Raw genomic sequence first — 25,648 nt, forward strand, 5'->3', positions numbered from 1 at the left:
GATCCGCGGGGCGGTGCGGCTCTCGATGCCTAGACTGTCCGGTACCGACCGGGTCACCATCTTGGTCCGCTGTGCGCGCCAGGACGGCGCACGACGAGGGAGCAGAGTTGCCGACGAAGAAGCAGGAGCGCGAGACCGAGCGCCGGCGCCAGGAGAAGTGGGCCGCCCACCAGGCCGGGCTGCGTGCCAGGCGCCAGCGTGCCTGGACGGTCGCGGGCGTCGTCGGCGCGGCCGCCCTCGTCGCGCTCGTCGTGTGGTGGGCGCTGTCCGCGTCGCAGTCCGACACCGACCCGGGCGGCTCGCCGTCGGGCGGGTCGGACACGACCACCGGCGCCGGCGAGGACCCCGCTGACCCGACGGGCGGGTACACGCTGCCCCCCGCCTCCGCCGCCGAGGGGCGGGACTGGGACGCGATGCTGTCCACGAGCGTGGGCGAGATCGACCTCACGCTCGACGGCGCGGCCGCTCCGCAGGCCGTCGCGAGCTTCGTCTCGCTCGCCGAGGCGGGCTACTTCGACGGGACCTCGTGCCACCGCCTGACGACGTCCGGCATCTACGTGCTCCAGTGCGGCGACCCGACCGGCACGGGCACGGGAGGCCCCGGCTACTCGTTCGGCCCGATCGAGAACGCACCGTCCGACGACGTGTACCCGGCCGGGACCGTCGCCATGGCGCGCCAGGGCGGCAACGCCGAGTCGATGGGGTCCCAGTTCTTCCTCGTCTACGAGGACTCGACCATCCCGTCCGACGCGGCGGGTGGATACACGGTGCTCGGCACCATCACGTCCGGCCTGGACACCGTCCAGGCAGTCGCTGACGCGGGGACGACGGACGGGGCCGGCGACGGCTCCCCCGCCACCCCGGTCACCATCGAAGGAGTTGAGACCCAGTGAGCGAGAACGCCGAGAACCAGGCGCAGGCGCAGGTGGCCGACGAGCCCGCTGCACCGCGGGCCGAGTCGGGCGAGGCCGAACGGGTCGCGACCACCGAGGAGGCGACACCGGAGACCGCGACGACGAGCACCGTCGACGAGTCCGCCGACACCGGAGCCACGGACGTCGAGCCGACCGGCACCGCCTCCACCACCGATGCCGACGCCGCGGACACCGCGGACACCGCCGACCCGGCGAGCTCTCCCGCCGTGCCCGGGCCTGCCGCGCCGGAGCCTGCCGCGCCGGAGATTCTCGAGCCGGACGCGGCGGGCACGCAGGCCGCGCCGGAGCCGACCGCGGAGGCGGAGCCGGAGGAGACCGCAGCTGCCGAGCCGGAGACGGAGCCGAAGGAGACCGCCGCGGCGGATCCGGAGACGGAGCCCGGTGCGCAGGCGCAGTCCCCGGCACCGGCACCGCGGCCTGCACCCCGTCCGGGCCCGCGCCCCACCCCGGCCGCGATCCCGCACCCGCCGCGCAAGCCGGCGCCGTCCGGCGGGACGGCGACCGCCCCCACCGTGCCGACGACACCGGACGTCCCTGCCCTGGCCGACGACTCCGCCGCGGCGAAGGCCGCCGAAGGGTTCGGTCGCGTCGACGACGAGGGCAACGTGTTCGTGCGCGAGAGCTCGGGCGAGCGGGTCGTCGGCCAGTTCCCCGGCGTCGAGACGCACGAGGCGCTGACCTTGTACGTCCGTCGCTTTCTCGACCTGCAGGCGAAGGTCGCGCTCTTCGAGACGCGCCTGACGAGCACGGACCTCTCCGTCAAGGAGATCGACCAGACCCTCGCACGGCTCGCCCAGGAGACCGCCGAGCCTGCGGCCGTCGGCGACCTGGACGCCCTGCGAGGCAGGGTGACCTCGCTCGGTGAGGCGGCCGCCGGCCGGCGTGCGCAGCTCGAGGCCGAGCGCGCCGCCGCCAAGGCGTCGGCTCTGGAGGCACGCACCGAGATCGTGGTCGCTGCCGAGGCGATCGCCGCGACCGACCCGGCTCGCATGCAGTGGCGTCCGGCCGGCGAGGAGCTGCGTTCCCTCCTCGCGAGGTGGAAGGAGGCACAGCGGCAGGGACCCCGCGTCGACCGGACGAGCGAGGAGGCGCTGTGGAAGCGGTTCAGCCACGCTCGCACCGCGTTCGACCGGGAGCGGCGCCACTTCTTCGCCGAGCTCGAGCAGCGCAACGCCTCGGCGAAGGTCGAGAAGGAGCAGCTCGTCGCCGAGGCGGAGGCGCTGACCTCGAGCACGGAGTGGGGGCCCACGTCCGGCGCCTACCGCGACCTCATGGCCCGCTGGAAGGCCGCGGGGCGGGCGAACCGCAAGGACGACGACGCGTTGTGGGCCCGGTTCCGCTCGGCCCAGGACACGTTCTTCCAGGCCCGGGACGCGGCGAACGCCGCGACGGACGCCGAGTACGCCGCCAACCTGGAGGTGAAGGAGAAGATCCTCGCCCAGGCCGAGGCCCTGGTCCCGGTCAAGGACCTGGGCGCGGCGCGATCCGCGCTCCGCGACATCCAGGACCGCTGGGAGGCCGCGGGAAAGGTCCCGCGCGGCGACCTGCAGCGGGTCGAGGGTCGCCTGCGCGCCGTCGAGAACGCCGTCCGCGACGCCGAGGAGTCGCAGTGGTCACGGTCCAACCCGGAGACGCGCGCTCGCGCGGAGGGTGCCGCCGCCCAGCTCGAGTCGGCGATCGCCGACCTCGAGGCAGAGCTGCGGACCGCCCGGGACGCGGGTGACGAGCGTGCGGTCTCGGACCTCGAGACCGCGCTGGCGGCACGTCGGTCGTGGCTCGAACAGGTCGAGCGCGCCGCGCACGACGCGCGCGGCTGACCTGACGTCCGCCCCGGACCGGGGGCCGCAGCTCGTCCACAGGCGAGCGGCGGCCCCTTTCGCGTGCGCACCGCGATGCGGCACGGTGTGCGGGTGAGCACCGCCACCACCGCCCCCGCCGACACGGCACGAGCGCGCCCCGACCCCCCGGCGTCGTACCCGCCGCTCGCGCGGCTCCTCGACCCCGGTGTCCCGGAGGTGGGTCTGCTCGTGCACCCGCGAGACGTGGGCGGGGCCGCCGCGTTCCAGACCCTGCAGCACGAGGGTGCGCTCGTGCGGCTGTGGGGCGAGGTGGCCACGACGTCCGCGGTCCCCGTGACGTCCACCCTGCGTGCCCTCGCCGTGCGCGACCTCGTCCCACGACGCACGGTGCTCGGAGGCCTCGGTGCGGCGTGGGTGCTCGCCGGGACCCGCGCCCCGTCGTCCCTGGACGTGCTGTACCCGCCCGGGATGCACCGGCCTCCTCCCGTGAGCGGTCGCGCGCCGCGACAGGCCACCGTCCTCGCCGACGAGACCGTGCTCGTCGCCGGGGTCCAGGTCACCGGTGTCCAGCGCACCGCGATCGACATCGCGAGCCGCGTCCGTCGCGACGCGGCGCTGCCGGCGTTGCGCGGGCTGCGGAGGACCTGCCGCCTCGACGTCGGTCTCGCGCTGCGTACGCTCGAGCTCCGCTACCGGTGGCAGGGACGCGACGCGGCACGAGGGGTTCTGACCCGCCTGCTCGCAGAGGGGACGGAGTCGGTCTAGGTTGGCGCGTATGGCCAGTGCGAAGACCCCGCCCGTGGAGCTCGAGGTCGAGGGCCGCACCGTCCGCGTGACGAGCCCGGACCGGGTCGTGTTCCCGACCCGGGACCTGACCAAGCTGGACGTCGTGCGGTACTTCCTGTCCGTCGGGGACGGGATCCTCGGGGCGCTGCTCCACCGGCCGACGACGCTCGAGCGGTGGCCGAAGGGTCTGTTCCCCGGCGCGCGCATGAGCACGCGCACGGACAACAGCGGTGACGCGTTCTACCAGAAGCGCATACCTCGGGGTGCACCGGACTACGTGCGCACGGCGCGCATCGCGTTCCCCAGCGGACGCACCGCGGACGAGGTGTGCCCGAGCGAGCTCGCCGTCGTCGCGTGGGCGGCCAACCTCGGTACCCTCACGTTCCACCCGTGGCCCGTGCTCGGTCGCGACGTGGAAGCCGTCGACCAGCTGCGCATCGACCTCGACCCGCAGCCCGGCACGGACTTCGAGGACGCGGCACGGGTCGCGCCCCACCTGCACGAGCTGCTCGACGAGCTCGGCCTCCCGGGGTACCCCAAGACCTCCGGGGGACGCGGCATCCACGTGTTCGTGCCCGTCGCCCCGGAGTGGGACTTCGTCGCCGCGCGTCGGGCGACGATCGCGATCGGGCGCGAGCTCGAACGACGCCTGCCCGACCAGGTCACCACGAAGTGGTGGAAGGAGGAGCGAGGTTCGAAGATCTTCGTCGACTACAACCAGATGGCACGCGACCGCACCATCGCCTCCGCCTACTCCATCCGGGCGAACGACCGGGCGACCGTCTCCGCCCCCCTGCGCTGGGACGAGCTGGCCGACGTCCACCCGGACGACTTCGACGTCCTGACGATGCCGGCGCGGTACTCCACGGTGGGCGACCTGTTCGCCCCGCTCCGCGCCGACCGCACCGAGCCCGGCGCCTCGCTCGAGCCCGCGCTCGAGCTCTCTCGGCAGGACGAGGCCGACCACGGGCTCGGGGACCTGCCGTACCCCCCGGAGTACCCGAAGATGCCGGGTGAGCCGAAGCGCGTGCAGCCCTCGCGCGACAAGGACCGGCCCACGGACTGACGGTGTGGGTTCCCGCGATCGCGGGGCTGGTCGAGCGGCGTGGCCGGATCAGGCGACGCCGGGTGCACCGGGCAGGATCCCCCCGAGGTCGTAGCGCACGGGCTCGTCGAGCTGGGCGTACGTGCACGACGCCGGATCCCGGTCGTCGCGCCAGCGGCGGAACCGCGCGGTGTGCCGGAACCGTGCGCCCTCCATGTGGTCGTACGCGACCTCGAGGACACGCTCGGGCCGCAGCGGTGTGAACGACAGGTCCTTTCCCGCGCTCCACCGGGACACCGCGCCGGGCATCCGCTCACCGGCGGGGTTCTCCCACCCGGACCAGGGGTGGTCGTCGGCCTGCGAGGTCCCCGGCTCGACGACGAGCGGTGCGAGCTCGGCGACGAGCTCGGCACGGCGCGCCATGGGGAAGGACGCCGCGACGCCGACGAACTGGAGCCGGCCCTCGTCGTCGTGCAGGCCGAGGAGGAGCGAGCCGACCAGCGGCTGCGCGACGGTCGACGACTTGTGGAGCCGGTACCCCGCGAGGACGACGTCCGCCTCCCGCCCGTGCTTGATCTTGAGCATCGCGCGCTTGTTCGCCTGGTAGGTCCCGTCGAGAGGCTTGGCGACCACACCGTCGAGCCCGGCACCCTCGAACTGGTCGAACCACTGCCGTGCGAGTCCGACGTCACGCGTGCGCGGTGTCGCGTGGACCTGCGGCCCGTCGAGGCCGAGCCCGTCGAGCACCTCCTGACGGCGCCCGAGGGGCAGCGCGGTCAGGTCGTCGTCCCCGAGCGCCAGGACGTCGAAGACGACGAGGCTCGCGGGCGTCTGCTCGGCGAGCAGACGCACCCGCGACGCGGCGGGGTGGATCCGTTGGCTCAGCACCTCGAACTCGAGGCGACCGTCCTGTGCGAGGACGATCTCGCCGTCGACCACGCACCGCTCCGGGAGCGCCGCGCGCACCGCGTCGACGACCTCCGGGAAGTAGCGCTCCATCGGTCGCGCGTTGCGGCTGTCGATGCGGACCTCGGCACCGTCGCGGTAGACGATCGCCCGGAAGCCGTCCCACTTCGGCTCGTACACGTACCCGGCGGCCGTGGCGTCCGGTTCCGGCACTTCCGGGGCGGGCCTGGCGAGCATCGGCAGCAGCGGCGGCATGACGGGCAGGTCCATGGCTCCGATGCTGCCACCGGCTCCTGCGGCGCGCGAACGACCGCCGACACCGACGGCGGGCGGCCTCAGACCGAGAGCGCCGGGTGGTGCTCCTCGCGCGACCCGGTCAGGCGGTACACGTCGAAGACCCCGTCGACCTTGCGCACCGCGTTGAGCACCTGGGCGAGGTGCCCGGGCTCGGCCATCTCGAACACGAACCTCGACAGCGCGACGCGGTCGTTCGAGGTCGAGACGCTGGCGGACAGGATGTTCACGTGGTAGTCGGAGAGCACCCGCGTCACGTCGGACAGCAGCCTGGAGCGGTCGAGCGCCTCGACCTGGATCTGGACCAGGAACATCGTGTTGTTGCCCGCCGTCCAGGAGACGTCGACGATCCGCTCGGGCTGGTTGCGCAGGCCGACGACGTTCCCGCAGTCCACGCGGTGCACGCTCACGCCCTGACCGCGTGTGACGAACCCGATGATCTCGTCGCCCGGCACCGGGGTGCAGCACTTGGCGAGCTTGACCCAGATGTCGTCGACGCCCTTGACCATGACCCCGGGGTCGCCCGTGCGGACCCGCCGGGCGGTCTGCCCCGGGCGAGCCGTCTCGGCGACGTCCTCGACGGTCCCCTCGTCGCCGCCCATGGACTGCACGAGCTTCGAGACGACGTTCGCAGCCGACGTCTGCCCCTCGCCGATCGCGACGTAGAGCGCCGTGACGTCGTCGAACCGCATCTCGTTGGCGAGCGCGACCAGCCCCTCGTGCGACAGGAGTCGCTGGATCGGCAGGTTCTGCTTGCGCATCGCCTTCGCGATCGCGTCCTTGCCGTGCTCGACGGCCTCCTCGCGACGCTCCTTGGAGAACCACTGGCGGATCTTGTTCCGCGCACGCGGGGACTTCACGAACGCCAGCCAGTCGTGGCTGGGCCCCGCGGTCTCGGACTTCGAGGTCAGCACGTCGACCACGTCACCCGTCTCGAGCGTCGAGTCGAGCGGGACCAGACGTCCGTTGACACGCGCGCCCATCGTCCGGTGACCGACCTCGGTGTGCACCGAGTAGGCGAAGTCCACGGGGGTGGAGCCCGCTGGCAACGCCATGACGTCGCCCTTGGGCGTGAAGACGTAGACCTCGGCCCCGCCGATCTCGAAGCGCAACGAGTCGAGGAACTCCGCGGGGTCGGCCGTCTCCCGCTGCCAGTCCACGAGCTGACGCAACCACTTCATGTCGCTCGCGGCCGGGTCGACCTTGTCCGACCGGGTGCCCTGCTTCGCGGTCTCCTTGTACTTCCAGTGCGCGGCGACCCCGTACTCGGCACGACGGTGCATCTCGTGCGTGCGGATCTGGATCTCCACCGGCTTGCCGCCCGGTCCGATGACCGTCGTGTGCAACGACTGGTACATGTTGAACTTGGGCATCGCGATGTAGTCCTTGAACCGCCCGGGGACCGGGTTCCACCTCGCGTGCAGCGCGCCCAGGGCGGCGTAGCAGTCGCGGACGGAGTCCACCAGGACGCGCGCACCGACGAGGTCGTAGATCTCGGCGAAGTCGTGGCCGCGGACGATCATCTTCTGGTAGATCGAGTAGTAGTGCTTGGGCCGCCCCGTCACCGCCGCCTTGATCTTGGCGGTCCGCAGGTCCGCGGTGACCTGGTCACGCACCACCGCGAGGTACTCCTCGCGTGCGGGTGCGCGCTCCGCCACCAGGTGCACGATCTCGTCGTACACCTTCGGGTACAGGGCCTGGAACGACAGGTCCTCGAGCTCCCACTTGATCGTGTTCATCCCGAGCCGGTGCGCGAGCGGGGCGTAGATCTCCAGGGTCTCGCGGGCCTTGCGCTCGGCGGACGACGACGAGACATACTTCCACGTCCGCGCGTTGTGCAGCCGGTCGGCGAGCTTGATGACCAGGACCCGGATGTCGCGCGCCATCGCGACGACCATCTTGCGCACGGTCTCCGCCTGTGCCGCGTCCCCGTAGGTCACCTTGTCGAGCTTCGTCACCCCGTCGACGAGCATGGCGACCTCGTCGCCGTACTCGCCGCGCAGCTGGTCGAGAGAGAACTCGGTGTCCTCGACCGTGTCGTGCAGGAGCGCCGCAGCGAGCGTGGAGCCGTCGAAGCCCAGCTCGGCGAGGATGGTCGCGACCGCGACCGGGTGCGTGATGTACGGGTCGCCGCTCTTGCGCAGCTGACCGCGGTGCGCTCGCTCGGCGGTCTCGTAGGCCCGTTCCAGGACCGTGAGGTCGGACCTGGGGTGCTGGGTCCGCACGGCTTGCAGCACCGGCTCGAGAGCGGGGCTGCCGGCCGGCCGCGCGCCGAAGCGCGCCAGGCGCGAGCGCACCCCACGCGTCGGGTTCGGCTGCGGTCCTGGTGTCCGCTGGTTCACCGCGTCCGGGTCCTTGGGCGCGCGCGGTGCCCGCGTGTCCTCACTCATGCGCGCCTCCCTCACGTTCGTGCCCCTGGCCGTGCGACGGCCGGTGCTCCGGCCGAGAGGCAATCCTACGACTCCACGTGCAGGAGCGTGGCGACCTCGCGGCCTGCGAGCCGTGCCCGTCCGCCCAGGTCGGCGAGCTCCATGAGGAACGCCAGGCCGACCACGACGCCACCGGAGCGTTCGACCAGGTCGACTCCTGCGGCCGCCGTGCCACCGGTGGCGAGCACGTCGTCCACCACGAGAACACGCGCACCCACCGGAAGTGTTCCCGACCGCAGCTCGAGGGCAGCGGTGCCGTACTCGAGGTCATAGCTCACGGACTCCGTGGGTGGTGGGAGCTTTCCCGCCTTGCGCAGCGGGAGGAAACCCACGCCCAGGCTCGTCGCGATCGGTGCGCCCAGCAGGAACCCGCGCGCCTCCATCCCCGCGACCAGGTCGATCCCGCCCCAGCCCTGCGCCGCACGGGCGAGCTCCGCCACGACGTGGCCGAACGCGACGCCGTCCGCGAGGAGCCCGGTGATGTCGCGGAACGTGACTCCCGCGACCGGGTAGTCCGGCACGGCGCGCACGAGGGCCAGCAGACGCTCCGTCTGCGCCGGGTCGAGCGCACCGAGACCGACGGCGCGGACGCCGTCGGTCTCGGGGACGAGCCACCCGGCCTCGGCCGACCGTGACTCGCTCACCGGTCGATCACCGGGAGGAGCGCTTGCGGCGCGGCTGCGCCGCCGCACCCTGGTGCGAGCCCGGCTGCAGCTGGCGGTGACCCTCGGCGACACCGGCAGCGGCCAGGACTGCGTCCTCGGTACCCGCGTCCCCCACCTCGGCGAGGCGTGCGGCGCGCTGCTCGGTGACCTTGGCCGTGTGCTCCCGGATGGCGGCCTCCCGCTCGCGGAACGTGACCTCGAGCGGCGTGGCGAGGAAGATCGACGAGTACGCGCCGACCGCCATGCCGACGAACAGCGCGAGCGAGATGTCGCGCAGCGTCCCGGCACCCAGCAGGAAGGCGCCGATGAAGAGGATCGACGCGACCGGCAGCAGCGCGACGACCGAGGTGTTGATCGAGCGGACCATCGTCTGGTTGACCGCGAGGTTCGCTCGCTCGGCGTACGTGCTGCGGGTCTGGTTCACGACGCCCGCGGTGTTCTCGCGGACCTTGTCGAACACCACGACGGTGTCGTAGATCGAGTAGGCGAGGATCGTCAGCAGACCGATGACGGTGGCGGGGGTGATCTCCCAGCCGATCAGGGCGTAGATGCCGATCGTGAGCACGAGGTCGTGGAAGAGCGCGATGACCGCAGCCGCCGCCATGCGCCAGTTGCGGAAGTAGATCGTCATGACGAGGCTCACCAGGACGAGGAAGACCAGGAGTCCCAGCGCCGCCTTCTGCGAGACGTCCTGTCCCCACGACGGGCCGATGTACGAGCTCGTGACGTCGTCCACGGGGACGGAATAGGCGTCGGCGAGGGCGGAACGGACCTCCTGCACCTGGTCCTGGCTGAGCTGCGCGGTCTGGACGCGCACGCCCTCGGTCCCCACGACGGAGACGCGCGGGACCTCCTCGGGCGCGATCTGCGCGACCGCGTCGACCGCCACCTGCTCGTCCGCGTCGCTCGCGCCCGAGACCGTGAACTCCGACCCGCCCCGGAACTCGATGCCGAGGTTGAGCCCGTCGCCGGCGACCCGCAGCCCGATGATCCCGAGCGACAGCACCACCGCGACGATCGCCGCGACGAAGTACCGCTTGCGGTTCCCCACGATGTTGTAGGAGCGGCGTCCGGTGTAGAGATCGTTGCCCCACTGGGCGAAACCGATGGCCATCAGCGCTTCTCCTCGTTCTCGCCGTCGGCGGCTGGCGCGTCCGCGATGTCGTCCGTGTCCGGGGGTGGCTCCGCTGCCGCTGCCCGCTGCTGAGCGGCACGACGCTCTGCGATCGTCATGCGCGGACCGTCCCCGCTCGCTCCGACGCTCGCGCCGACGGTCTCCCGGACCGGTGCCGTCGGGGCATCGCCCGGCGACGCCTGCGTGCCGAGGCCGCTGTCGTCGAGCGCGTCGACCTCGGACGTGGCTGTCGCAGAGCGCGACGGCGCGCCCGTCGTGACGCGACCGCGGCCGGCGTAGCGCAGGCTCTCCACCCCGAGTCGGCGCGGGTCGAGACCCGACGCCGCATGTCCGTTCGCGAAGAACTTCGTGCGGGCGAGGAGCTTCATGAGCGGGTGGGTGAACAGGAAGACGACGACGAGGTCGACGAGGGTCGTCAGGCCGAGCGTGAAGGCGAACCCGCGCACCCCGCCGACGGCCAGGTAGTAGAGCACGATCGCCGCGACGAAGTTGACGGCGTCGGACGCCAGGATCGTCCGGCGCGCACGCTCCCAGCCCTTGTCCACGGCCTGGTCGAGGGTTCGTCCGTCACGCAGCTCGTCGCGGATGCGTTCGAAGTACACGATGAACGAGTCCGCGGTGATGCCGATCGCGACGATGAGGCCGGCGACACCGGCGAGGGAGAGCCGGTACCCGATGGCCCACGAGAGCACGTCGATCACGCCGAAGGTCACCAGGCCCGCGATCACCAGGGACGCGACCGTGACGAGACCGAGCACCCGGTACTGGACGAGCGAGTACATGACCACGAGGAGCAGACCGATGGCGCCGGCGAGCAGACCCTTCTGCAGCTGGTCCGACCCGAGCGTCGCCGAGATCTGCTCCTGGCTCTGCACGTCGAACGTCAGCGGCAGCGAACCGAAGTTCAGCTGGTTGGCGAGCGTCGCGGCGGACTCCCGGGTGAAGCTTCCCGAGATCTCGGCCTTGCCGTCCGGGATCGGGTCGTTCGCCACGGGAGCGGAGATCACGAGCCCGTCGAGGACCATCGCGAACTGGTTCTGCGGGCTCGGCAGGGAGACCAGGCGGGTCGTGACGTCGCGGAACGCCGCCGTGCCCTGACCGTCGAACTCGATGTTGACGACCCACTCGTTGGTGACCGCACCGTTCGGGCCGACCCGGAGCCCCGAGCTCGCGTTCGAGATGTCGGTTCCCTCGATCTCGACCGGACCGAGGATGTACTTGGCGAGGCCGTCCTCCGAGCACGACACGAAGGGGCTGTCGGTCGGACCGCTGTCGCCCCCGACGCGGTTCTCCGGGAGCGTGCAGTCGAGCGCGTCGAACTGCTCCTGGAGCTCCGGCGTGATCTGCGCCAGGTCGCTCGGGTTCTCGGGAGCGGCCGCAGCGTTGTCGCCGCCCTCGGTCGCGTCGTCCGTCGTGGTCTCGTCCGTGGGCTCGCCAGACTCGTCCGTGGCGTCGGCCGACTCCTCGGTCGCGTCGGCCGACTCCTCGGTCGCGTCGGCCGACTCCTCGGTCGCGTCCGCCGACTCCTCGGTCGCGTCCGCCGACTCGTCGTCCGACTCCGCCGCGGTGGCCGTCGGCGCGCCGACGGTCAGGACCGGACGGAACCGCATCTGCGCCGACGTGCTGACGAGGTCGATCGTCTCCTGGCTCGGCTGTCCGGGGATCCCGACGACGATGTTCTGCTGTCCCTGGCGCGTGATCTCGGCCTCGGAGACGCCCTGGGCGTCGATCCGCTGGCGTATGACCTGGATCGCCTGGTTGATCGTCTCGGTCGTGACCTCGGAGTCGTCCGTCGTGACGGGCTTGAGCACGATCTGCGTGCCGCCCTCGAGGTCGAGCGCCAGTCCCGGCGTGAGACTCGCACCCTCGGGGTTGTCCTCGGTCTTCGGGTCGAGCTTCGTCCCTGCGAAGAGGGCCCCGAAGAGGACGATGATGAGGATGCCCAGGGTGACGAGGGTCCGTACGGGCCTCGCTCGTCGTGTGGTGGTGGCCAACTGTCCGTCTCTTCTCGTGCGCGTGCGGGGGCAGCTGCCTTGCTGTCCGCGTCAGTCGTCGACCTCGTGCGGCCGACGGATGGTCACTTCGTGCTGTCGGTGCCCTCGTCCCGTCGACCGCTCCCGTCGCGCTCGTCGCCCTTCCCGGCGTCGTCGCTCAGGCCGGACAGGTCGTCGGGGACCACGACGTCCTCGGCACCGTCCGAGGTGCCGGAGGAGATGCTCGCCGCGGACCCGTAGGCGGAGGTCGTGGCCTCGTCGCCCGTGGCTTCGAGGTCACCCTCCTCGGTCTCCTCGACGGGCTCGTCGACGCGCTTGGCGATCGCGGCCCGCAACCACCGCGACTGGACACCGGGCGTGGACTCGATCGTGATGATGTCCGCCTCCTCGTCGACCTCGACGATGGTGCCGAACATGCCGGACCCGGTCATGACCTCCTGGCCCGGCGCGAGGAGCGAGCGGAAGTTCTGCGCCTCACGCTGCTGCTTGCGGGTGCGGTTGGTCATGAGGAACATCGCGCCGGCGGCGAGCACGAGGATGAGGATGAAGCTGAAGTCCATGACGAGGTCTCACGTGTCCTGTTCTGTGCGGGATCTGCGCGGCAGTCTAGGGGTGCGCGCACGGTTCACCAACGAGCCATCTCGCCGCGGAGTTCCGCCCGCTCGGATTTGCACCAGTCTAGGGCCTGTCGGCGGTGCTCTGTGACGGGGACCACGGAGCGCCTCTCAACCGTCGAACAACGTGCCTTCCGCCCGGGGCGGGGTGAGCCCGAGGTGCGCCCATGCCGCGGGGGTCGCGACGCGGCCGCGCGGCGTCCGCCCGAGCAGCCCCTCGCGCACGAGGTACGGTTCGGCCACCGTCTCGACCGTCTCGGACTCCTCGCCCACGGTGACGGCCAGCGTGGCCAGCCCCACCGGCCCTCCGGCGAACCTCGTGCAGAGCGCCGTGAGGACCGCCCGGTCGAGCCGGTCCAGCCCGATCGGGTCGACCTCGTAGACCTCGAGCGCGGCCCTGGCAGCGCGCAGGTCGAGGCCGCCGTCGCCGCGCACCTGTGCCCAGTCCCGCACACGGCGCAGGAGCCGGTTCGCGATGCGTGGCGTGCCACGCGACCGTCCGGCGATCTCGCTCGCCGCGTCGGGATCGAGCACGACCCCGAGGAGCCCGGCGGAGCGCACCAGGACACGCTCCAGCTCGTCCGCCGAGTAGAAGTCGAGGTGCCCGGTGAAGCCGAACCGGTCGCGCAGCGGCGCGGGCAGCAGCCCGGCACGGGTCGTCGCACCGACGGCGGTGAAGGGCGGGAGGCTGAGCGGGATGGCGCTCGCGCCCGCGCCCTTGCCCACCACGACGTCGACCCGGAAGTCCTCCATCGCCATGTAGAGCAGCTCTTCCGCGGGCCGGGCCAGGCGGTGGATCTCGTCGATGAACAAGACCTCGCCCTCCTCGAGCGACGACAGGACGGCAGCGAGGTCACCCGCGTGCTGGATCGCCGGACCGGAGGTGACGCGCAGCGACGCGCCGAGCTCGCTCGCGATGATCATCGCGAGCGTCGTCTTCCCCAGTCCGGGCGGGCCGGACAGCAGGACGTGCTCCGGGGCGTTGCCGCGCGCGAGCGCCGCCTGCAGGACCAGCGACAGCTGGTCGCGCACCACCGACTGCCCGACGAACTCGTCGAGCCGCCGCGGTCGCAGCGCGGCCTCGGCGGCCCGCTCGAGCTCGTCCGCACCCGCCGCCACGATGCGCTCGGAGGCGAACTCGGCGGAGAAGTCCGTGCCGTCCGCGGCACCGCCGTCGATCCCGACCCGGTCGAAGTCACCCACGCGTCAGCTCCTGGGTCCGCCGAGGACACGCAGCGCCGCGCGCAGCGCACCCGCGACCTCGCTCGTCTCGACGGAGTCGACCCCCGCCTCCCGCAGGACCGTGGCGAGCGCGTCCTGCGCCGCCTTCGGGTTCCAGCCGAGCCCGACGAGGGCCTCGACGACCTGCTCGCTCCGGTCCTCGGCGGCCGGAGCGTCCCCTCGGCCGTTGCCGTCGGCCGCCGCAGGCGCACCCGCCGGCACCCCCAGCTTGTCACCGAGCTCGAGAGCGATGCGCTGCGCACCCTTGCGCCCGATCCCCGGTACCCGCATCAAGGCCGCGATGTCCTCGCCCGCCACGGCACGGCGCAGGGCGTCAGGGGTGTGCACGGCCAGCATGGCCAGTGCGAGCCGCGGGCCGACCCCGCTCACCGTCTGGACGCGCTCGAAGACCGCGCGCTCGTCGTCGTCGACGAACCCGAAGAGCGTCATCGCGTCCTCGCGCACGACGAGGGTGGTCGCCACCCGGGCCGTCTCCCCCACGTGCAGCGTCGACAACGTCGCGGGGGTGGCGTGGACGAGGTACCCGACCCCGGCGACGTCGAGGACGGCGCGGTCGAGCTGGACGCTCGTCACGGTCCCGCTCAGCGATGCGATCACGCGGTGCTCTCCGATCGACGGGTGCGAACAGGTGTACGACGACCCACTCTAGCCACGGGACCCGACACGTCCTACCCGCGACCGCGGCGCGCCGTGGCCTCGGCCGCTGCCCACGCACGCTGGGCCGGCGTCAGCTCGTGACGCTCCCCGCCCTGCAGCGCGCCGGAGGGACGCCACAGGTGGCAGATCGCCAGCGCCAGCGCGTCGGCGGCGTCCGCGGGCCGCGGTGCCTCGGCGAGCCGCAGGATGCTCGTGACCATGCGCTGCACCTGCTCCTTGCCCGCGCGACCGCTCCCGGTCACCGCGGCCTTGACCTCGCTCGGCGTGTGCAGCGCGACAGGGACGCCCCGCCGTGCGGCCGCGACCATCGCGAGCCCCGCGACCTGGGCGGTCCCCATGACGGTCCCCACGTTGTGCTGGGCGAACACGCGCTCGACCGCGACGACGTCGGGCACGTGCTCGTCGAGCCACGCGTCGAGCCGCTCGGAGATCCGCAGCAGCCGCAGGTCCACGCTGACCTCCGGCTCCGTCCGGAGCACGCCCACGGCCACCATCTCCGCACGACGCCCCGGCAGCGAGTCGACGACCCCCACACCGCACCGGGTCAGTCCAGGGTCCACTCCGAGCACGCGCACACCCTCACCATTTCACGCGAGGAACGAGAGAGCTTCCACGCCACGCGGCAAGGACACGCGCCCGACCGAGTGGAGCGGGACGAGCCGGTGCGCGGTCGTGGTGGGCCTGGCGGGAGCGCCGCGAGGAACGAGCGGCGCGGATGGAAGACCGCGCACCGGCTCGTCCCGCTCCACGCCCCGGCGACTGCCGACCGACAGCCTCAGGCGACCAGCTACTCGTCGTTCTCGAGCTCCGCCATGACCTCGTCCGACGCGTCGAAGTTCGCGTAGACGTTCTGCACGTCGTCGCTGTCCTCGAGCGCGTCGATGAGGCGCAGGATCTTGCGGGCGCCGTCGGCGTCGACCTCGACCTGCAGGGACGGGTGCCAGATCGAGTCGGCGGAGTCGTACTCGATGCCCGCCTCCTGGATCGCGGTGCGCACGGCGACGAGGTCCGTCGCCTCGCACAGGACCTCGACGACCTCGCCCTGGTCGGTGACGTCCTCCGCCCCCGCGTCGAGCGCCGCGAGCATGACGTCGTCCTCGGTCACGCCGTCGGCCTTGGGCACGACGACGAGTCCCTTGCGGGAGAACAGGTAGGACACGGAGCCCGGGTCCGCGAGGTTGCCGCCGTTGCGCGTGAACGCGGTCCGCACCTCCGCCGCCGCCCGGTTCTTGTTGTCGGTGAGGCACTCGACGAGCACGGCGATACCGTTGGTGCCGTAGCCCTCGTACATGATCGTCTGGTAGTCGACGGCGTCCGCGCCCTCGCCGGAGCCGCGCTTGACCGCGCGATCGATGTTGTCGTTGGGGACGGACGACTTCTTGGCCTTCTGCACGGCGTCGAAGAGCGTCGGGTTCCCCGCGAGGTCACCGCCACCGGTCCGCGCGGCGACCTCGATGTTCTTGATCAGCTTTGCGAAGAGCTTGCCACGCTTGGCGTCGATGGCCGCCTTCTTGTGCTTGGTCGTGGCCCACTTGGAGTGCCCTGACATGCGTTCTTACCCCTTCGCGATCTTGACGAACAGCTCGTGCACCCGCGCGTCCCCGGAGATCTCCGGGTGGAACGAGGTGGCGAGCAGCGATCCCTGCTGGACTGCGACGATCCTACCGGCGGCCGCTTCCGGTATCCCCGGTGTGCCCGCCGCGGGTATCCGGGCCAGCACGCGGACCTGCGGTCCCGTGTCCTCGACCCAGGGCGCCCGGATGAAGACGGCGTGCACGGACGGGACCGCGTGGGGCGTCGGCGCCGACCGGATCCCGTCGAACGCGAGGTCGGTCTCGAACGAGTCGACCTGACGTCCGAACGCGTTGCGGCGGACCGTCACGTCGAGGCCCCCGAGGGTCCGCTGGTCGGCGGTCCCGTCCAGGATCCGGTCGGCGAGCAGGATCATCCCCGCGCACGACCCGTACACGGGCAGGCCCGCGGCGATCCGGTCACGCAGCGGCGCGGCGAGCTCGAAGACGTGCAGCAGCTTGTCGATGGTCGTGGACTCCCCGCCCGGCAGCACGAGACCGTCGAGCGCGGCGAGCTCCTCGGGGCGTCGTACCGCCGTGGTCCGGGCGCCGGCCGACTCGAGCGCGGCGCGGTGCTCGCGCACGTCTCCCTGCAGCGCGAGGACTCCGATCGTGGTCGTCACGAGGGGAGATCATACGTGCGACTCTCGGAGGCCCCTTCTTGCTAGCCTCGCGGACGTGGCTCGACCCGCCGATCCCTACCGTCCCGAGCCCGCGGCCGGCCCGCGACGCGCACCCCGGGGTGCGACCGTGCTGATCTGGGTGGGCGCGGCCCTGCTCGTCGTCGCCCTTGCCGCAGGGGTGGTCGCCGGCACGCTCTTCTGGCGCGCGCTCCCCACGGGCGTGATCGACGGCGACGGCGCACCCGGTTCCGAGGCGCTCGCCGCCGGGCCGGTGCCCGGCGAGGTCGAGGTCGAGGTCACCGGCGGCGAGCCGTACGCGGTCTGGTCCGTGACGAGCCCGGGCGGTGCGGCGTTCGACCGGGAGGACGTCACGGTCGCGTGCGACGGCGTCGAGGTCGCCGTCTCTGCTGCCGCGGTCTCCGGGTCGTCGGGTGCGGGCACCTACTCGGCCACGACGGTCGCGCAGGTGACGGCGCCGGACGACGGCACGTGCAGCGTCTCGGTCGCCGCTCCGACGGCGTCGGGATCCGGGAGCTTCGTGGTGACCGAGGGCTGGCGGTTCGGGAGCTTCTTCGCGACGATCGGCGGGACGATCCTGCTGTGGTTCGTGGCGGTCGGCGGTGGCATGGTCGGCTTCGGGCTGCTCCTCGGGGGCATCGTCTGGCGCGTCGTCGGGCGCCGCTGACCTGTCGTCGCCCGACGGCTCGGGCCGCGACCCGGCAGCGAGCTCACAGGGCCAGGGTCTGCATGTCCCTCGGGTCGGGCTCGCCCGCGGCGAGGCTGAACTCCTCGAACATGTCGGCCATGGCCCGACGCCGCTCCTGCGGCACGCGCGCCAGCACCTCGGCGATCGCGTCGCGTCGCCGCGCGCTGACCCGCTCGACGAGCGCGCGCCCCTGCTCGGTGACCTCGAGGCGGACCCCGTGCCTGCGTTGCGGGTCGTCCGCGCGGCGAACCCATCCTCCGGCGACGAGCCGCTCCGCGTTGCGCGAGAACGTGGACGGGTGCACCCCCAGGTGCTCGGCGACCGCGCCCTGGCGCAGCGGTCCGGCGGAGCACAGGAGGACGAGCACCCTCAGCTGGGGCAGCGACACCTCGTCGAGCGCCTCGGCGACGGACCGCGCGATGACCCCGAGCAGCCCGCGGGAGGCGTGCAGCACGGTCGTGGCGGACACCTCGTCGGGCTGCGCGTCGCACGGCGACCGGGTGGCGCGCACGTCCTCGTCCATGCCCCCAGCCTATCCATCCGGAGGCACGGTCACTGCCGCTGCACCCCTACACTCGTTGTATGCCTACACTCCTCGCGCTGCGTCGCGCCCGGGACCACCTGCTCGACGACGCGCGCACGGGCACCGGCGCCGCGGTGGTGCTCTCGGTCGTCGTCGGGGCAGTGACGGGCGTGTGCGCCGTCGGCTTCCGCTGGCTCATCACCCACGCCACCCTGCTCTTCACGGGCACGACGGATCTCGCGGCCACCGGCATCGGTACCCATCCCGGCCATGCGGGCGTCCCGTGGCTCGGCCCGTGGTTCATCGTCCTGGTCCCCGCCGTCGGCGGCCTGGTCTACGGCCCCGTCGTCTACCGCTGGGCCCGCGAGGCGCGAGGGCACGGCGTCCCGGAGGTCATGCTCGCCGTCGCGCACCACGGCGGGCGGATCCGTCCGCGGGTCGCTGCCGTCAAGGCGTTCGCCTCCGCGGTGTGCATCGGTTCCGGCGGGAGCGTCGGGCGCGAGGGGCCGATCGTGCAGATCGGCTCCGCCCTCGGCTCCTCGGTCGGACAGCTCGCCCGCATGCCGGCCGACCGGCTCCGCACCCTGGTCGCCGCGGGTGGCGCGGCGGGCATCGCCGCGACCTTCAACGCGCCGGTCGCCGGAGTGCTGTTCGCGCTCGAGCTCATCCTGCGCGACTTCTCCGCCCGCGCGTTCGGTCTCGTCGTCCTCTCGTCGGTCACCGCGTCCGTGGTCGCTCGCGCGATCATCGGCGACGAGTCGTTCCTCGACCTGCCGGCCTTCACGGTCGACGACCCCCTGACGTATCTGCTGTTCGCCGTGCTCGGCGTGCTGGCCGGTGTCGTCGGCATCGGGTTCGTGCGGATCCTGTACTGGTTCGAGGACCTGTGCGACGCGATCTGGCGCGGCCCCGAGTGGGCACGGCCCGCAGTCGGGGGCCTGCTGCTCGGGCTGCTGCTCCTGGCGCTGCCGCAGCTCTACGGGGTCGGCTACCCGGTGCTGTCCGGGGCCATGCACGGGTCCTTCGTCGTCGGGATGCTCGTGCTGCTCCTTGCCGGCAAGGTCGTCGCGACGAGCCTCACGCTCGGCATCGGCGGCTCCGGCGGGGTGTTCGCCCCGTCGCTCTTCATCGGAGCGATGCTCGGTGCCGCGGTGGGCCAGGCCGCCCAGCTCGTCGCTCCCGGGCTCGTCCCGTCTCCCGGGGCGTTCGCCGTCGTCGGGATGGGCGCGGTGTTCGCGGGGACGGCACGGGCACCCATCACGGCCGTCGTCATGCTGTTCGAGCTCACCGGCGAGTACACGATCATCCTGCCCCTCATGCTCGCCGTGGTGCTGGCGACCGGAACCAGCCGGCTGCTCTCGGTCGACACCGTCTACACGCTCAAGCTGCACCGCCGCGGGATCGCGCTCGACCAGCACCCCGCGGACCGGGTCCTCGGCGACGTGCGGGTCTCGGACGTCATGCGACCGGCCCCCGCACCGGTGGGCCCCGACGACGACCTCGCCGCGGCCGTCCGCACCCTCCTCGCGGGCGGACGGTCGGCGCTGCCCGTCGTCGGCCGCGACGGGCGCCTGCTCGGCCAGCTCCGTGCGGATCTCGCGGCGCAGGAGCTGGAGCTCGACGACGAGGTGGACCGCGCGACGGTCGCGACGGTTCTCGACGACGTCGCGCGCGTCTCGCGCGGCGCGACCCTGCGCGAGGGTCTGGACGCCCTGCGCCGGCATCCGGACGACGACGGCGGCGCGGTCGTCGACGACGAGGACCACCTCGTCGGGTGGCTCACCCATCGCACCGTGCTGGCGGCGCTCGCCGCTCCTCCCGGGCCCGGCCCGTCAGCCGGGCACGCCGCGTCGACCGGGACGACCGCGACGCCACGCCTCGCCCCGGCCACGTCGCGAGACTGAGTCGTCCGGCGGCGGCAGGGATCCGTGAACCCTCACTCTCGCGCCTCGCCCAGCGACCGCACGACACCGTCCCACCCGCCGAGCAGCGGCTCCACGAGCTCGGGGAGCCCGGCGGGGAACACCTCGATCTGCACCTCGCGCAACGCGTCGAGGGACCACCACCGCATCTCGTCGACGACCTCGTGCTCGACGTCGGTCCAGCCCGCACGACTCAGCCCCTGCTCGCCGCCGTGCGTGCCGTGGAGCCGGGCGAGGAAGAACACCTCGTCCTGACGGCAGGACTGCCGGAAGAAGTCGAAGACGGCGCTGCGGGTGAGGACGGGTCCCACGAGGTCCGCGGGAGCGAGAGCGATGCCCGTCTCCTCGGCCAGCTCGCGCAGCGCCGCCGCCACGTCGGACTCCCCCGCCTCGATCCCGCCACCCACCGTGAACCACCAGGTGCGCTCGGGCTGGTCCACGTCGTGCCCGCGCACGAGCAGGAGCCGGTCCGCGTCGTCGAGCAGCAGGACGCGCGCGCCGCGCCGGAAGTACAGACCGTCGCCCCCGGGCACCCAGTCGGGGCCCAGGGACGACGGCGCGGACGTCCGGTCGCTCACCTCACCAGCCGCGCTCGGCGAGCCGGTGCGGGACGGGGATGTCGTCGACGTTGATGCCGACCATCGCCTCGCCCAGCCCGCGCGAGACCTTCGCGAGCACGTCCGGGTCGTCGTAGAACGTCGTCGCCTTGACGATCGCCGCGGCCCGCTGCGCCGGGTTCCCCGACTTGAAGATGCCGGAACCCACGAACACGCCCTCCGCGCCGAGCTGCATCATCATCGCCGCGTCGGCCGGTGTCGCGATGCCGCCGGCCGTGAACATCACGACGGGGAGCCGGCCGGCCGCGGCGACCTCCTTGACGAGCTCGTACGGCGCCTGGAGCTCCTTCGCCGCGACGAACAGCTCGTCCTCGGGGAGCGAGGTGAGCCTGCGGATCTCGCCGCGGATCGTGCGCATGTGCGTCGTCGCGTTGGAGACGTCGCCCGTGCCCGCCTCGCCCTTGGACCGGATCATCGCGGCGCCCTCGGTGATCCGACGCAGAGCCTCGCCGAGGTTGGTCGCCCCGCACACGAACGGCACGGTGAACTGCCACTTGTCGATGTGGTTCGCGTAGTCGGCCGGCGTCAGGACCTCGGACTCGTCGACGTAGTCCACCCCGAGGGACTGCAGCACCTGGGCCTCGACGAAGTGACCGATGCGAGCCTTCGCCATCACCGGGATGGACACCGCCTCGATGATGCCGTCGATCATGTCGGGGTCGGACATGCGCGAGACGCCGCCCTGGGCGCGGATGTCCGCCGGGACTCGCTCGAGCGCCATCACCGCGACGGCGCCGGCGTCCTCGGCGATCTTGGCCTGGTCCGCCGTGACCACGTCCATGATGACGCCGCCCTTGAGCATCTCGGCCATGCCGCGCTTGACCTTCGCGGTGCCCACGGCCGCGCGGTCGGCACGCTCCGACGTCGTCGGGGTGCCCGCGGTGGCGTTCTCGGCAGGGACGTTCTGGTCGGACACGTTGGTCACCGGTACCTCGCACTCTCGGATCAGGAGCGCGCACGACCGTGCGCGCCGCATCTCATCCTAGTGCCGCGAGGACTACCGGGCGGAGGTCGGTCAGGCCTGCCCGGCCGCGAGCTCGGCAGGCCTCCCGAGCCCGGGCGGCCAGGCGTCGTCGATCTCGACGGTCGTCGGCATGGGCGCGTGGCCGGCGAGCCGCGACAGCCGCACCCACCACTTGTGCCGCACCCACTGCGCCTGGGCGACAGCCTCGTTGTGGAACCTGCGGGCGAGCTGGCCGCGGTACCACGCCGAGGCGAGGTTGGCCAGGAGCTCGTCGCCGGAGTCGGTGCCGCGCAGGTCCGCGACGTCGTCGGGATCCTCGAGGGCCGAACGCAGGGTCGCGGACAGGTCCGACTCGGCGAGGGCACGCGACGGCGCCATCCCGCCGAGGAGCAGACGCGCAGGTCGGCCCTTCGGGTCGACGAGGCCGGGGACGCTCTGCGCGAGCCGGCGCGCGTCGGCGTCGTCGTCGAGCACGGCGTGCGCAGCCTCGGCGAGGAGCACCGAGCTCGCAGGGTCGAGCTCCCCGCAGGCCGCGAGGTCGACGGCGGCGGAGGCACGCCGGACGAGCTGCGCGTCGAGCGCGAGGCGTGAAGCCATCACCTTGCGGTGCAGCCGGTCCAGGCGCGAGGCGGCGACCCACAGCGCCCAGCCGGCCACGGCCAGGACAGCGACGACGACGATCGCGATCTCCGACCAGCTCATGCGCGGACGTCCTCGTCGGCACCCGCGCCCCGCGGGACACGCACGCGGCCGAGCCGGCGTCCCCGGTTCGCCCGCGGGTCCTCGTGGACCGGGATGACCGCCTCCGACGCCGCCAGCACCGTCTCGTAGACGGCGAGGATCTCCGCGGTCACCGAGGACCAGTCGAAGCGGCGCACGAACTCGGCGGCACGGGCTCGGTACTCGTCGCGGCGCGCGCGGTCGGCCAGCAGGTCCAGGACGGTGCGCGCCAGCGCAGCGCCGTCGCCGACCGGGAAGAGCGCACCGGCCGCACCGTCGTCGACGACCCGCCGGAACGCACCCAGGTCGCTCGCGACGACGCACGCGCCCGCGCTCATCGCCTCGACGAGCACGATGCCGAAGCTCTCGCCCCCGGTCTGGGGCGCCACGTACAGGTCCACCGAGGCGAGCAGGCTCGCCTTCTCCTCGTCGCTCACCCCGCCGAGGAACTCGACCGAGGCAGCGTGCTCGCCGAGGGCGGCGATCGCCTCCTCCCGGCCGTCGTCGCCGCGCCCGGCCACGAGGAACCGCGCGCCGGGGACCTGCTCGAGGATGCGCGGGATCGCGGCGGTGAGCACGGGCAGGCCCTTGCGCGGCTCGTCGAGACGGCCGAGGAACGCGATGGTCGGCGCCTCGGCGCTGCCCTGCCAGCGCGCGTCCGGCGCAGCCCCGGCGAACGTGTCGACGTAGACGCCGTTCGGGATGACGACCGCGTCCCCGCCCATGTGCTCGACGAGCGTGCGGCGCGCGTCCTCGGAGACCGCGATCCGCGCACCGATCTTCTCCAGCGACTGGCGCACGAGCGGGTAGGCGACCTGCAGCGCGCGCGAGCGCACGATCGAGGTGTGGAACGTCGCGACGATCGGGCCCTGCGCGATCCACAGCGCCACCATCGACACCGACGGGTTCACGGCCTCGTGCAGGTGCAGCACGTCGAAGCGGCCGGCCTCGAGCCAGCGCCGGACCCGCCCGGCGATCCGCGGGCCGAACGCGACCCGGGCGACGGAGCCGTTGTAGCGCACGGGGACCGCGCTCCCGGCGGACACGAAGTAGTCCGGGACCGGGGTGTCGTCGTCCGCGGGTGCCAGGACCGACACGTGGTGGCCCTGGGCGAGGAGCGCCTCCGCGAGGTCGCGCACGTGGAACTGGACACCGCCGGGCGCGTCGAACGAGTAGGGGCAGACGATACCGACCCGCAGGCTCATGCGACCGGCTCCGGGTGGTCGGGCGTCGCTCTCGCGGCCTCGCCGGCGACCGAGCGCGTGCGGGCGTAGCGGGCCGGATCGAGATCCTCGACGAAGACCTTCTGCAGCATGTGCCAGTCCTCGGGGTGCTCGCGGATCGCTCCGCTCAGCACCTCGACCCAGCCCTGGGTCGCGGCGGCGACCCGCTCGGACCGCGTGACCCCCGCGGGGATCTCGATCCGGGGGAAGAACCGGATGACGATGCCCCAGGTCGTGCCGGCGGCGCGGCGTCGGGCACCGCGCAGCCGTTCGTAGTGGATCCCCACGGGCAGGAGCGGCGTCCCCGTGCTCACGGCGAGCGCCGCCGGGCCCGCGGCGACGCGGGCGCGCGTGCCGAAGAGGTCGACCTCGACGCCGCGCGCGGTGAGGTCACGGTCGGCGAGGAGCGGGATCATCCTCCCCGGACGGCTCGCCCCGCGCACGAGGTCGCGGAACACGTCGCCGTCGCCGAGGGCGAGGATCTCGAGCCCGATCGAGGTCCGGAACGCGAGGAACTCCTGGAAGAGCTCTTCCGGCTCGAGCCGTTCGGCGACGGTCAGGACGGGTGCGAGGTGGCGCGTCGCGTACGCGCCCGCGAGGTCCCAGTTGCCCTGGTGGGACAGCGCGAGGACGGGGCTGCGGCCGCCGCGGAGGTGCTCGCGGAGGTCCGCCTCGCCCTCCACGCGTACCCGGGCCGCGATCTGCTCGGGCGTCGCGGCCGGGAGCGTGAACGCCTCGCGGTAGTAGCGCATGTACGAGCGCATCCCTGCGCGCGAGAGCCTGCGCAGCTCCCGTGGTCGTAGCCCGGGTCGTACCCGGGCGAGGTTCGCCTCGAGCTGGCGGACGCCGCCACCGTGCACGAGCCACGCCACGTCCGCGACCGCGGTGAACAGCCCGCGCAGCAGCGGGTCGGGCACCCTGCGCGCGTTGCGCCACGCGAACGTGAACGCCTTGCCGGTGTCGAGCCCCATCCTCAGCGTGTCCCTTCCGTCGTGTCGGAGGAGCCGCCCGGGTCGCCCCCGGGTGCTCCGGGTCCCGGTAGCTGCGCCAGCGCCTGACGCCGCACGACCGCCATCCGCTGCACGACCGTGACGGCGCTCGCGACGGCGAGCAGGGTGAGCACGACGACGAGGACGACGGGGACGACCCCGAGGCCGACGAGCCCGGCGGCGACCAGCGCCACCACGAGCCGGTCGGCGCGCTCGGCGATGCCCACGTTCGCCGTCATCCCGACGCTCTCCGCCCGCGCCCTCGCGTAGGGCACGACCGCGCCGAGAGCGAGGCAGGCGAGCGCGGCACCGGTCCCCCACGCCGCCGTGCCGCCGGTCAGCCGCGGGTCGTCGGCGTGGACGAACCACAGGGTGAGGCCGACGAAGACCGCCGCGTCGGCGATCCGGTCGAGGGTCGAGTCCAGGAACGCGCCCCAGGGCCCGGACCGGCCCGCGCGGCGCGCCATCACCCCGTCGAGCACGTCGGAGAACGCGAAGACCATGACGACCATGGTCCCGGCGAACAGGTGCCCCGTCGGGAAGAGCCACAGCGCGCCGACGACGACCCCGAGCGTGCCCGTGATCGTCACCGCGTCGGGGCTGACGCCCAGCCGGAGGAGCAGTGCGGCGAGCGGGGTGAACAGGGCCGTCGTCAGGGCTCGCAGGCGACCGAACATCAGGCGTGCCCCTCCGCCGGCCGCGGCCACGCGGCCGCGAGCTTCGACCGGGTGTCCGCGAGGAGCTCCGGCACGGCCTTGGTCTGGGCGACGATCGGCAGGAAGTTCGCGTCCCCGGACCAGCGCGGGACGACGTGCTGGTGCAGGTGCGCGGCGATGCCGGCGCCCGCGACGGTCCCCTGGTTCATGCCGAGGTTGAACCCGTCCGGTCCCGACACCGCGCGCACGACGCGCATCGCGGTCTGCGTCAGGTGCGCCACCTCGACCGTCTCCGTCTCGCTGAGCTCCGTGTAGTCCGACACGTGGCGGTACGGGACGACCATGAGATGTCCCGGGTTGTACGGGTAGAGGTTGAGCACGACGTACGCGGTGTCGCCGCGCGCGACGATCAGACCGTCCTCGTCCGACATCGACGGAGCACGGCAGAAGGGGCACTGGCCGGTGGTGTCGTCGGCCGGCTTGTCCTTCCCGCCGATGTACACCATGCGGTGCGGGGTCCACAGACGGTCCAGCCCGTCGTCGAAGCGCGGGTGGGCGTCCGGCGCCTCGACCGTGGGGTCGGGCGCCGGACCGTCGGACGCGCTGGTGGCGGCTTCGTCGCGCACCGTCGTG

General features: G+C 72.9%; 25 protein-coding genes. 6 read left to right on the forward strand and 19 right to left on the reverse strand.

All coding sequences use genetic code 11. The features are described from left to right. Window positions 1-107 precede the first annotated feature (107 nt). The 4 genes from IF651_RS02355 to IF651_RS02370 all read left to right on the forward strand — a co-directional run bounded on the left by IF651_RS02355 (window position 108) and on the right by IF651_RS02370 (window position 4,586). The gene (locus IF651_RS02355; RefSeq protein WP_191827445.1) at window positions 108-893 is read left to right on the forward strand and encodes a peptidylprolyl isomerase; all 786 of its coding nucleotides are present in this window, start codon (window positions 108-110) and stop codon (window positions 891-893) included. After that, window positions 890-2,752 carry a DUF349 domain-containing protein gene (locus IF651_RS02360; protein WP_338403714.1) on the forward strand — a complete coding sequence of 621 codons (1,863 nt, stop codon included), beginning with the start codon at window positions 890-892 and terminating at the stop codon, window positions 2,750-2,752. Before IF651_RS02355 ends, IF651_RS02360 begins: the two co-directional genes overlap by 4 nt. A 93-nt stretch (window positions 2,753-2,845) precedes the next feature. After that, window positions 2,846-3,499, forward strand: coding sequence for a hypothetical protein (locus IF651_RS02365; protein WP_191827446.1), 654 nt, complete (start codon window positions 2,846-2,848; stop codon window positions 3,497-3,499). Window positions 3,500-3,509: 10 nt separating this feature from the next. Continuing rightward, entirely contained in the window at window positions 3,510-4,586 is a 1,077-nt protein-coding gene (locus IF651_RS02370) for a DNA polymerase domain-containing protein (RefSeq protein WP_191827447.1), read from the forward strand. 48 nt (window positions 4,587-4,634) lie between these two features. On the opposite strand, the gene IF651_RS02375 is transcribed toward IF651_RS02370, so the two are convergent. The 11 genes from IF651_RS02375 to pdxT all read right to left on the reverse strand — a co-directional run bounded on the left by IF651_RS02375 (window position 4,635) and on the right by pdxT (window position 16,695). Next, window positions 4,635-5,741, reverse strand: coding sequence for an ATP-dependent DNA ligase (locus tag IF651_RS02375; protein WP_191827448.1), 1,107 nt, complete (start codon window positions 5,739-5,741; stop codon window positions 4,635-4,637). A 65-nt stretch (window positions 5,742-5,806) separates the two neighbouring features. Then, window positions 5,807-8,155, reverse strand: a complete 2,349-nt coding sequence (locus tag IF651_RS02380) for a RelA/SpoT family protein (RefSeq protein ID WP_191827449.1) — start codon at window positions 8,153-8,155, stop codon at window positions 5,807-5,809. 65 nt (window positions 8,156-8,220) lie between these two features. Next, window positions 8,221-8,838, reverse strand: coding sequence for an adenine phosphoribosyltransferase (locus tag IF651_RS02385; protein ID WP_422110428.1), 618 nt, complete (start codon window positions 8,836-8,838; stop codon window positions 8,221-8,223). A gap of 7 nt (window positions 8,839-8,845) precedes the next feature. Beyond that, complete coding sequence (gene secF / locus IF651_RS02390; RefSeq protein ID WP_191827450.1) at window positions 8,846-9,973, reverse strand: protein translocase subunit SecF; 1,128 nt, start codon at window positions 9,971-9,973, stop codon at window positions 8,846-8,848. Next, window positions 9,973-11,988 carry a protein translocase subunit SecD gene (gene secD / locus IF651_RS02395; RefSeq protein WP_191827451.1) on the reverse strand — a complete coding sequence of 672 codons (2,016 nt, stop codon included), beginning with the start codon at window positions 11,986-11,988 and terminating at the stop codon, window positions 9,973-9,975. The genes secF and secD overlap by 1 nt, the downstream gene beginning before the upstream one ends. An 83-nt stretch (window positions 11,989-12,071) precedes the next feature. Beyond that, window positions 12,072-12,548 (reverse strand): preprotein translocase subunit YajC, encoded by a 477-nt coding sequence (gene yajC / locus IF651_RS02400; RefSeq protein WP_191827452.1) that lies wholly within the window; start codon window positions 12,546-12,548, stop codon window positions 12,072-12,074. Window positions 12,549-12,713: 165 nt separating this feature from the next. After that, on the reverse strand, window positions 12,714-13,724 hold the full coding sequence (gene ruvB, locus IF651_RS02405; RefSeq protein WP_422110433.1) for a Holliday junction branch migration DNA helicase RuvB: 1,011 nt from the start codon (window positions 13,722-13,724) through the stop codon (window positions 12,714-12,716). 84 nt (window positions 13,725-13,808) lie between these two features. Then, a complete protein-coding gene (gene ruvA, locus IF651_RS02410; protein ID WP_191827453.1) occupies window positions 13,809-14,441 on the reverse strand; it encodes a Holliday junction branch migration protein RuvA in 633 nt (210 codons plus the stop codon). 71 nt (window positions 14,442-14,512) lie between these two features. After that, window positions 14,513-15,076 carry a crossover junction endodeoxyribonuclease RuvC gene (gene ruvC, locus IF651_RS02415; RefSeq protein ID WP_191827454.1) on the reverse strand — a complete coding sequence of 188 codons (564 nt, stop codon included), beginning with the start codon at window positions 15,074-15,076 and terminating at the stop codon, window positions 14,513-14,515. A 212-nt stretch (window positions 15,077-15,288) separates the two neighbouring features. Continuing rightward, a complete protein-coding gene (locus IF651_RS02420; protein ID WP_191827455.1) occupies window positions 15,289-16,050 on the reverse strand; it encodes a YebC/PmpR family DNA-binding transcriptional regulator in 762 nt (253 codons plus the stop codon). A 6-nt stretch (window positions 16,051-16,056) separates the two neighbouring features. Further along, window positions 16,057-16,695 (reverse strand): pyridoxal 5'-phosphate synthase glutaminase subunit PdxT, encoded by a 639-nt coding sequence (gene pdxT, locus IF651_RS02425; protein WP_191827456.1) that lies wholly within the window; start codon window positions 16,693-16,695, stop codon window positions 16,057-16,059. 55 nt (window positions 16,696-16,750) lie between these two features. Here pdxT and IF651_RS02430 point away from each other — a divergent pair, with 55 nt between their 5' ends. Next, complete coding sequence (locus IF651_RS02430; RefSeq protein ID WP_191827457.1) at window positions 16,751-17,380, forward strand: hypothetical protein; 630 nt, start codon at window positions 16,751-16,753, stop codon at window positions 17,378-17,380. Between the two features lie 43 nt (window positions 17,381-17,423). On the opposite strand, the gene IF651_RS02435 is transcribed toward IF651_RS02430, so the two are convergent. Beyond that, the gene (locus IF651_RS02435; RefSeq protein ID WP_241743967.1) at window positions 17,424-17,924 is read right to left on the reverse strand and encodes a MarR family winged helix-turn-helix transcriptional regulator; all 501 of its coding nucleotides are present in this window, start codon (window positions 17,922-17,924) and stop codon (window positions 17,424-17,426) included. Window positions 17,925-17,983: 59 nt separating this feature from the next. On the opposite strand from IF651_RS02435, the gene IF651_RS02440 reads away from it, so the two are divergent. Next, entirely contained in the window at window positions 17,984-19,828 is a 1,845-nt protein-coding gene (locus tag IF651_RS02440) for a chloride channel protein (RefSeq protein ID WP_191827458.1), read from the forward strand. 32 nt (window positions 19,829-19,860) lie between these two features. Here IF651_RS02440 and IF651_RS02445 read toward each other — a convergent pair whose 3' ends face one another. The 7 genes from IF651_RS02445 to IF651_RS02475 form a co-directional block, all read right to left on the reverse strand. Then, complete coding sequence (locus IF651_RS02445) at window positions 19,861-20,424, reverse strand: NUDIX domain-containing protein (RefSeq protein ID WP_191827459.1); 564 nt, start codon at window positions 20,422-20,424, stop codon at window positions 19,861-19,863. 1 nt (window position 20,425) lies between these two features. Beyond that, window positions 20,426-21,301 (reverse strand): pyridoxal 5'-phosphate synthase lyase subunit PdxS, encoded by an 876-nt coding sequence (gene pdxS, locus IF651_RS02450; RefSeq protein WP_191827599.1) that lies wholly within the window; start codon window positions 21,299-21,301, stop codon window positions 20,426-20,428. Between the two features lie 177 nt (window positions 21,302-21,478). Beyond that, window positions 21,479-22,129 (reverse strand): hypothetical protein, encoded by a 651-nt coding sequence (locus IF651_RS02455; protein ID WP_191827460.1) that lies wholly within the window; start codon window positions 22,127-22,129, stop codon window positions 21,479-21,481. After that, window positions 22,126-23,346, reverse strand: coding sequence for a glycosyltransferase family 4 protein (locus tag IF651_RS02460; protein WP_191827600.1), 1,221 nt, complete (start codon window positions 23,344-23,346; stop codon window positions 22,126-22,128). The genes IF651_RS02455 and IF651_RS02460 overlap by 4 nt, the downstream gene beginning before the upstream one ends. A 2-nt stretch (window positions 23,347-23,348) precedes the next feature. Next, a complete protein-coding gene (locus IF651_RS02465; protein ID WP_191827461.1) occupies window positions 23,349-24,341 on the reverse strand; it encodes a phosphatidylinositol mannoside acyltransferase in 993 nt (330 codons plus the stop codon). Between the two features lie 2 nt (window positions 24,342-24,343). Next, on the reverse strand, window positions 24,344-25,036 hold the full coding sequence (gene pgsA / locus IF651_RS02470; RefSeq protein ID WP_191827462.1) for a phosphatidylinositol phosphate synthase: 693 nt from the start codon (window positions 25,034-25,036) through the stop codon (window positions 24,344-24,346). Continuing rightward, complete coding sequence (locus tag IF651_RS02475; RefSeq protein ID WP_422110429.1) at window positions 25,036-25,641, reverse strand: HIT family protein; 606 nt, start codon at window positions 25,639-25,641, stop codon at window positions 25,036-25,038. The genes pgsA and IF651_RS02475 overlap by 1 nt, the downstream gene beginning before the upstream one ends. Window positions 25,642-25,648 lie beyond the last annotated feature (7 nt).

Source organism: Cellulosimicrobium arenosum, from assembly GCF_014837295.1.
Taxonomy (GTDB): Bacteria; Actinomycetota; Actinomycetes; order Actinomycetales; family Cellulomonadaceae; genus Cellulosimicrobium; species Cellulosimicrobium arenosum.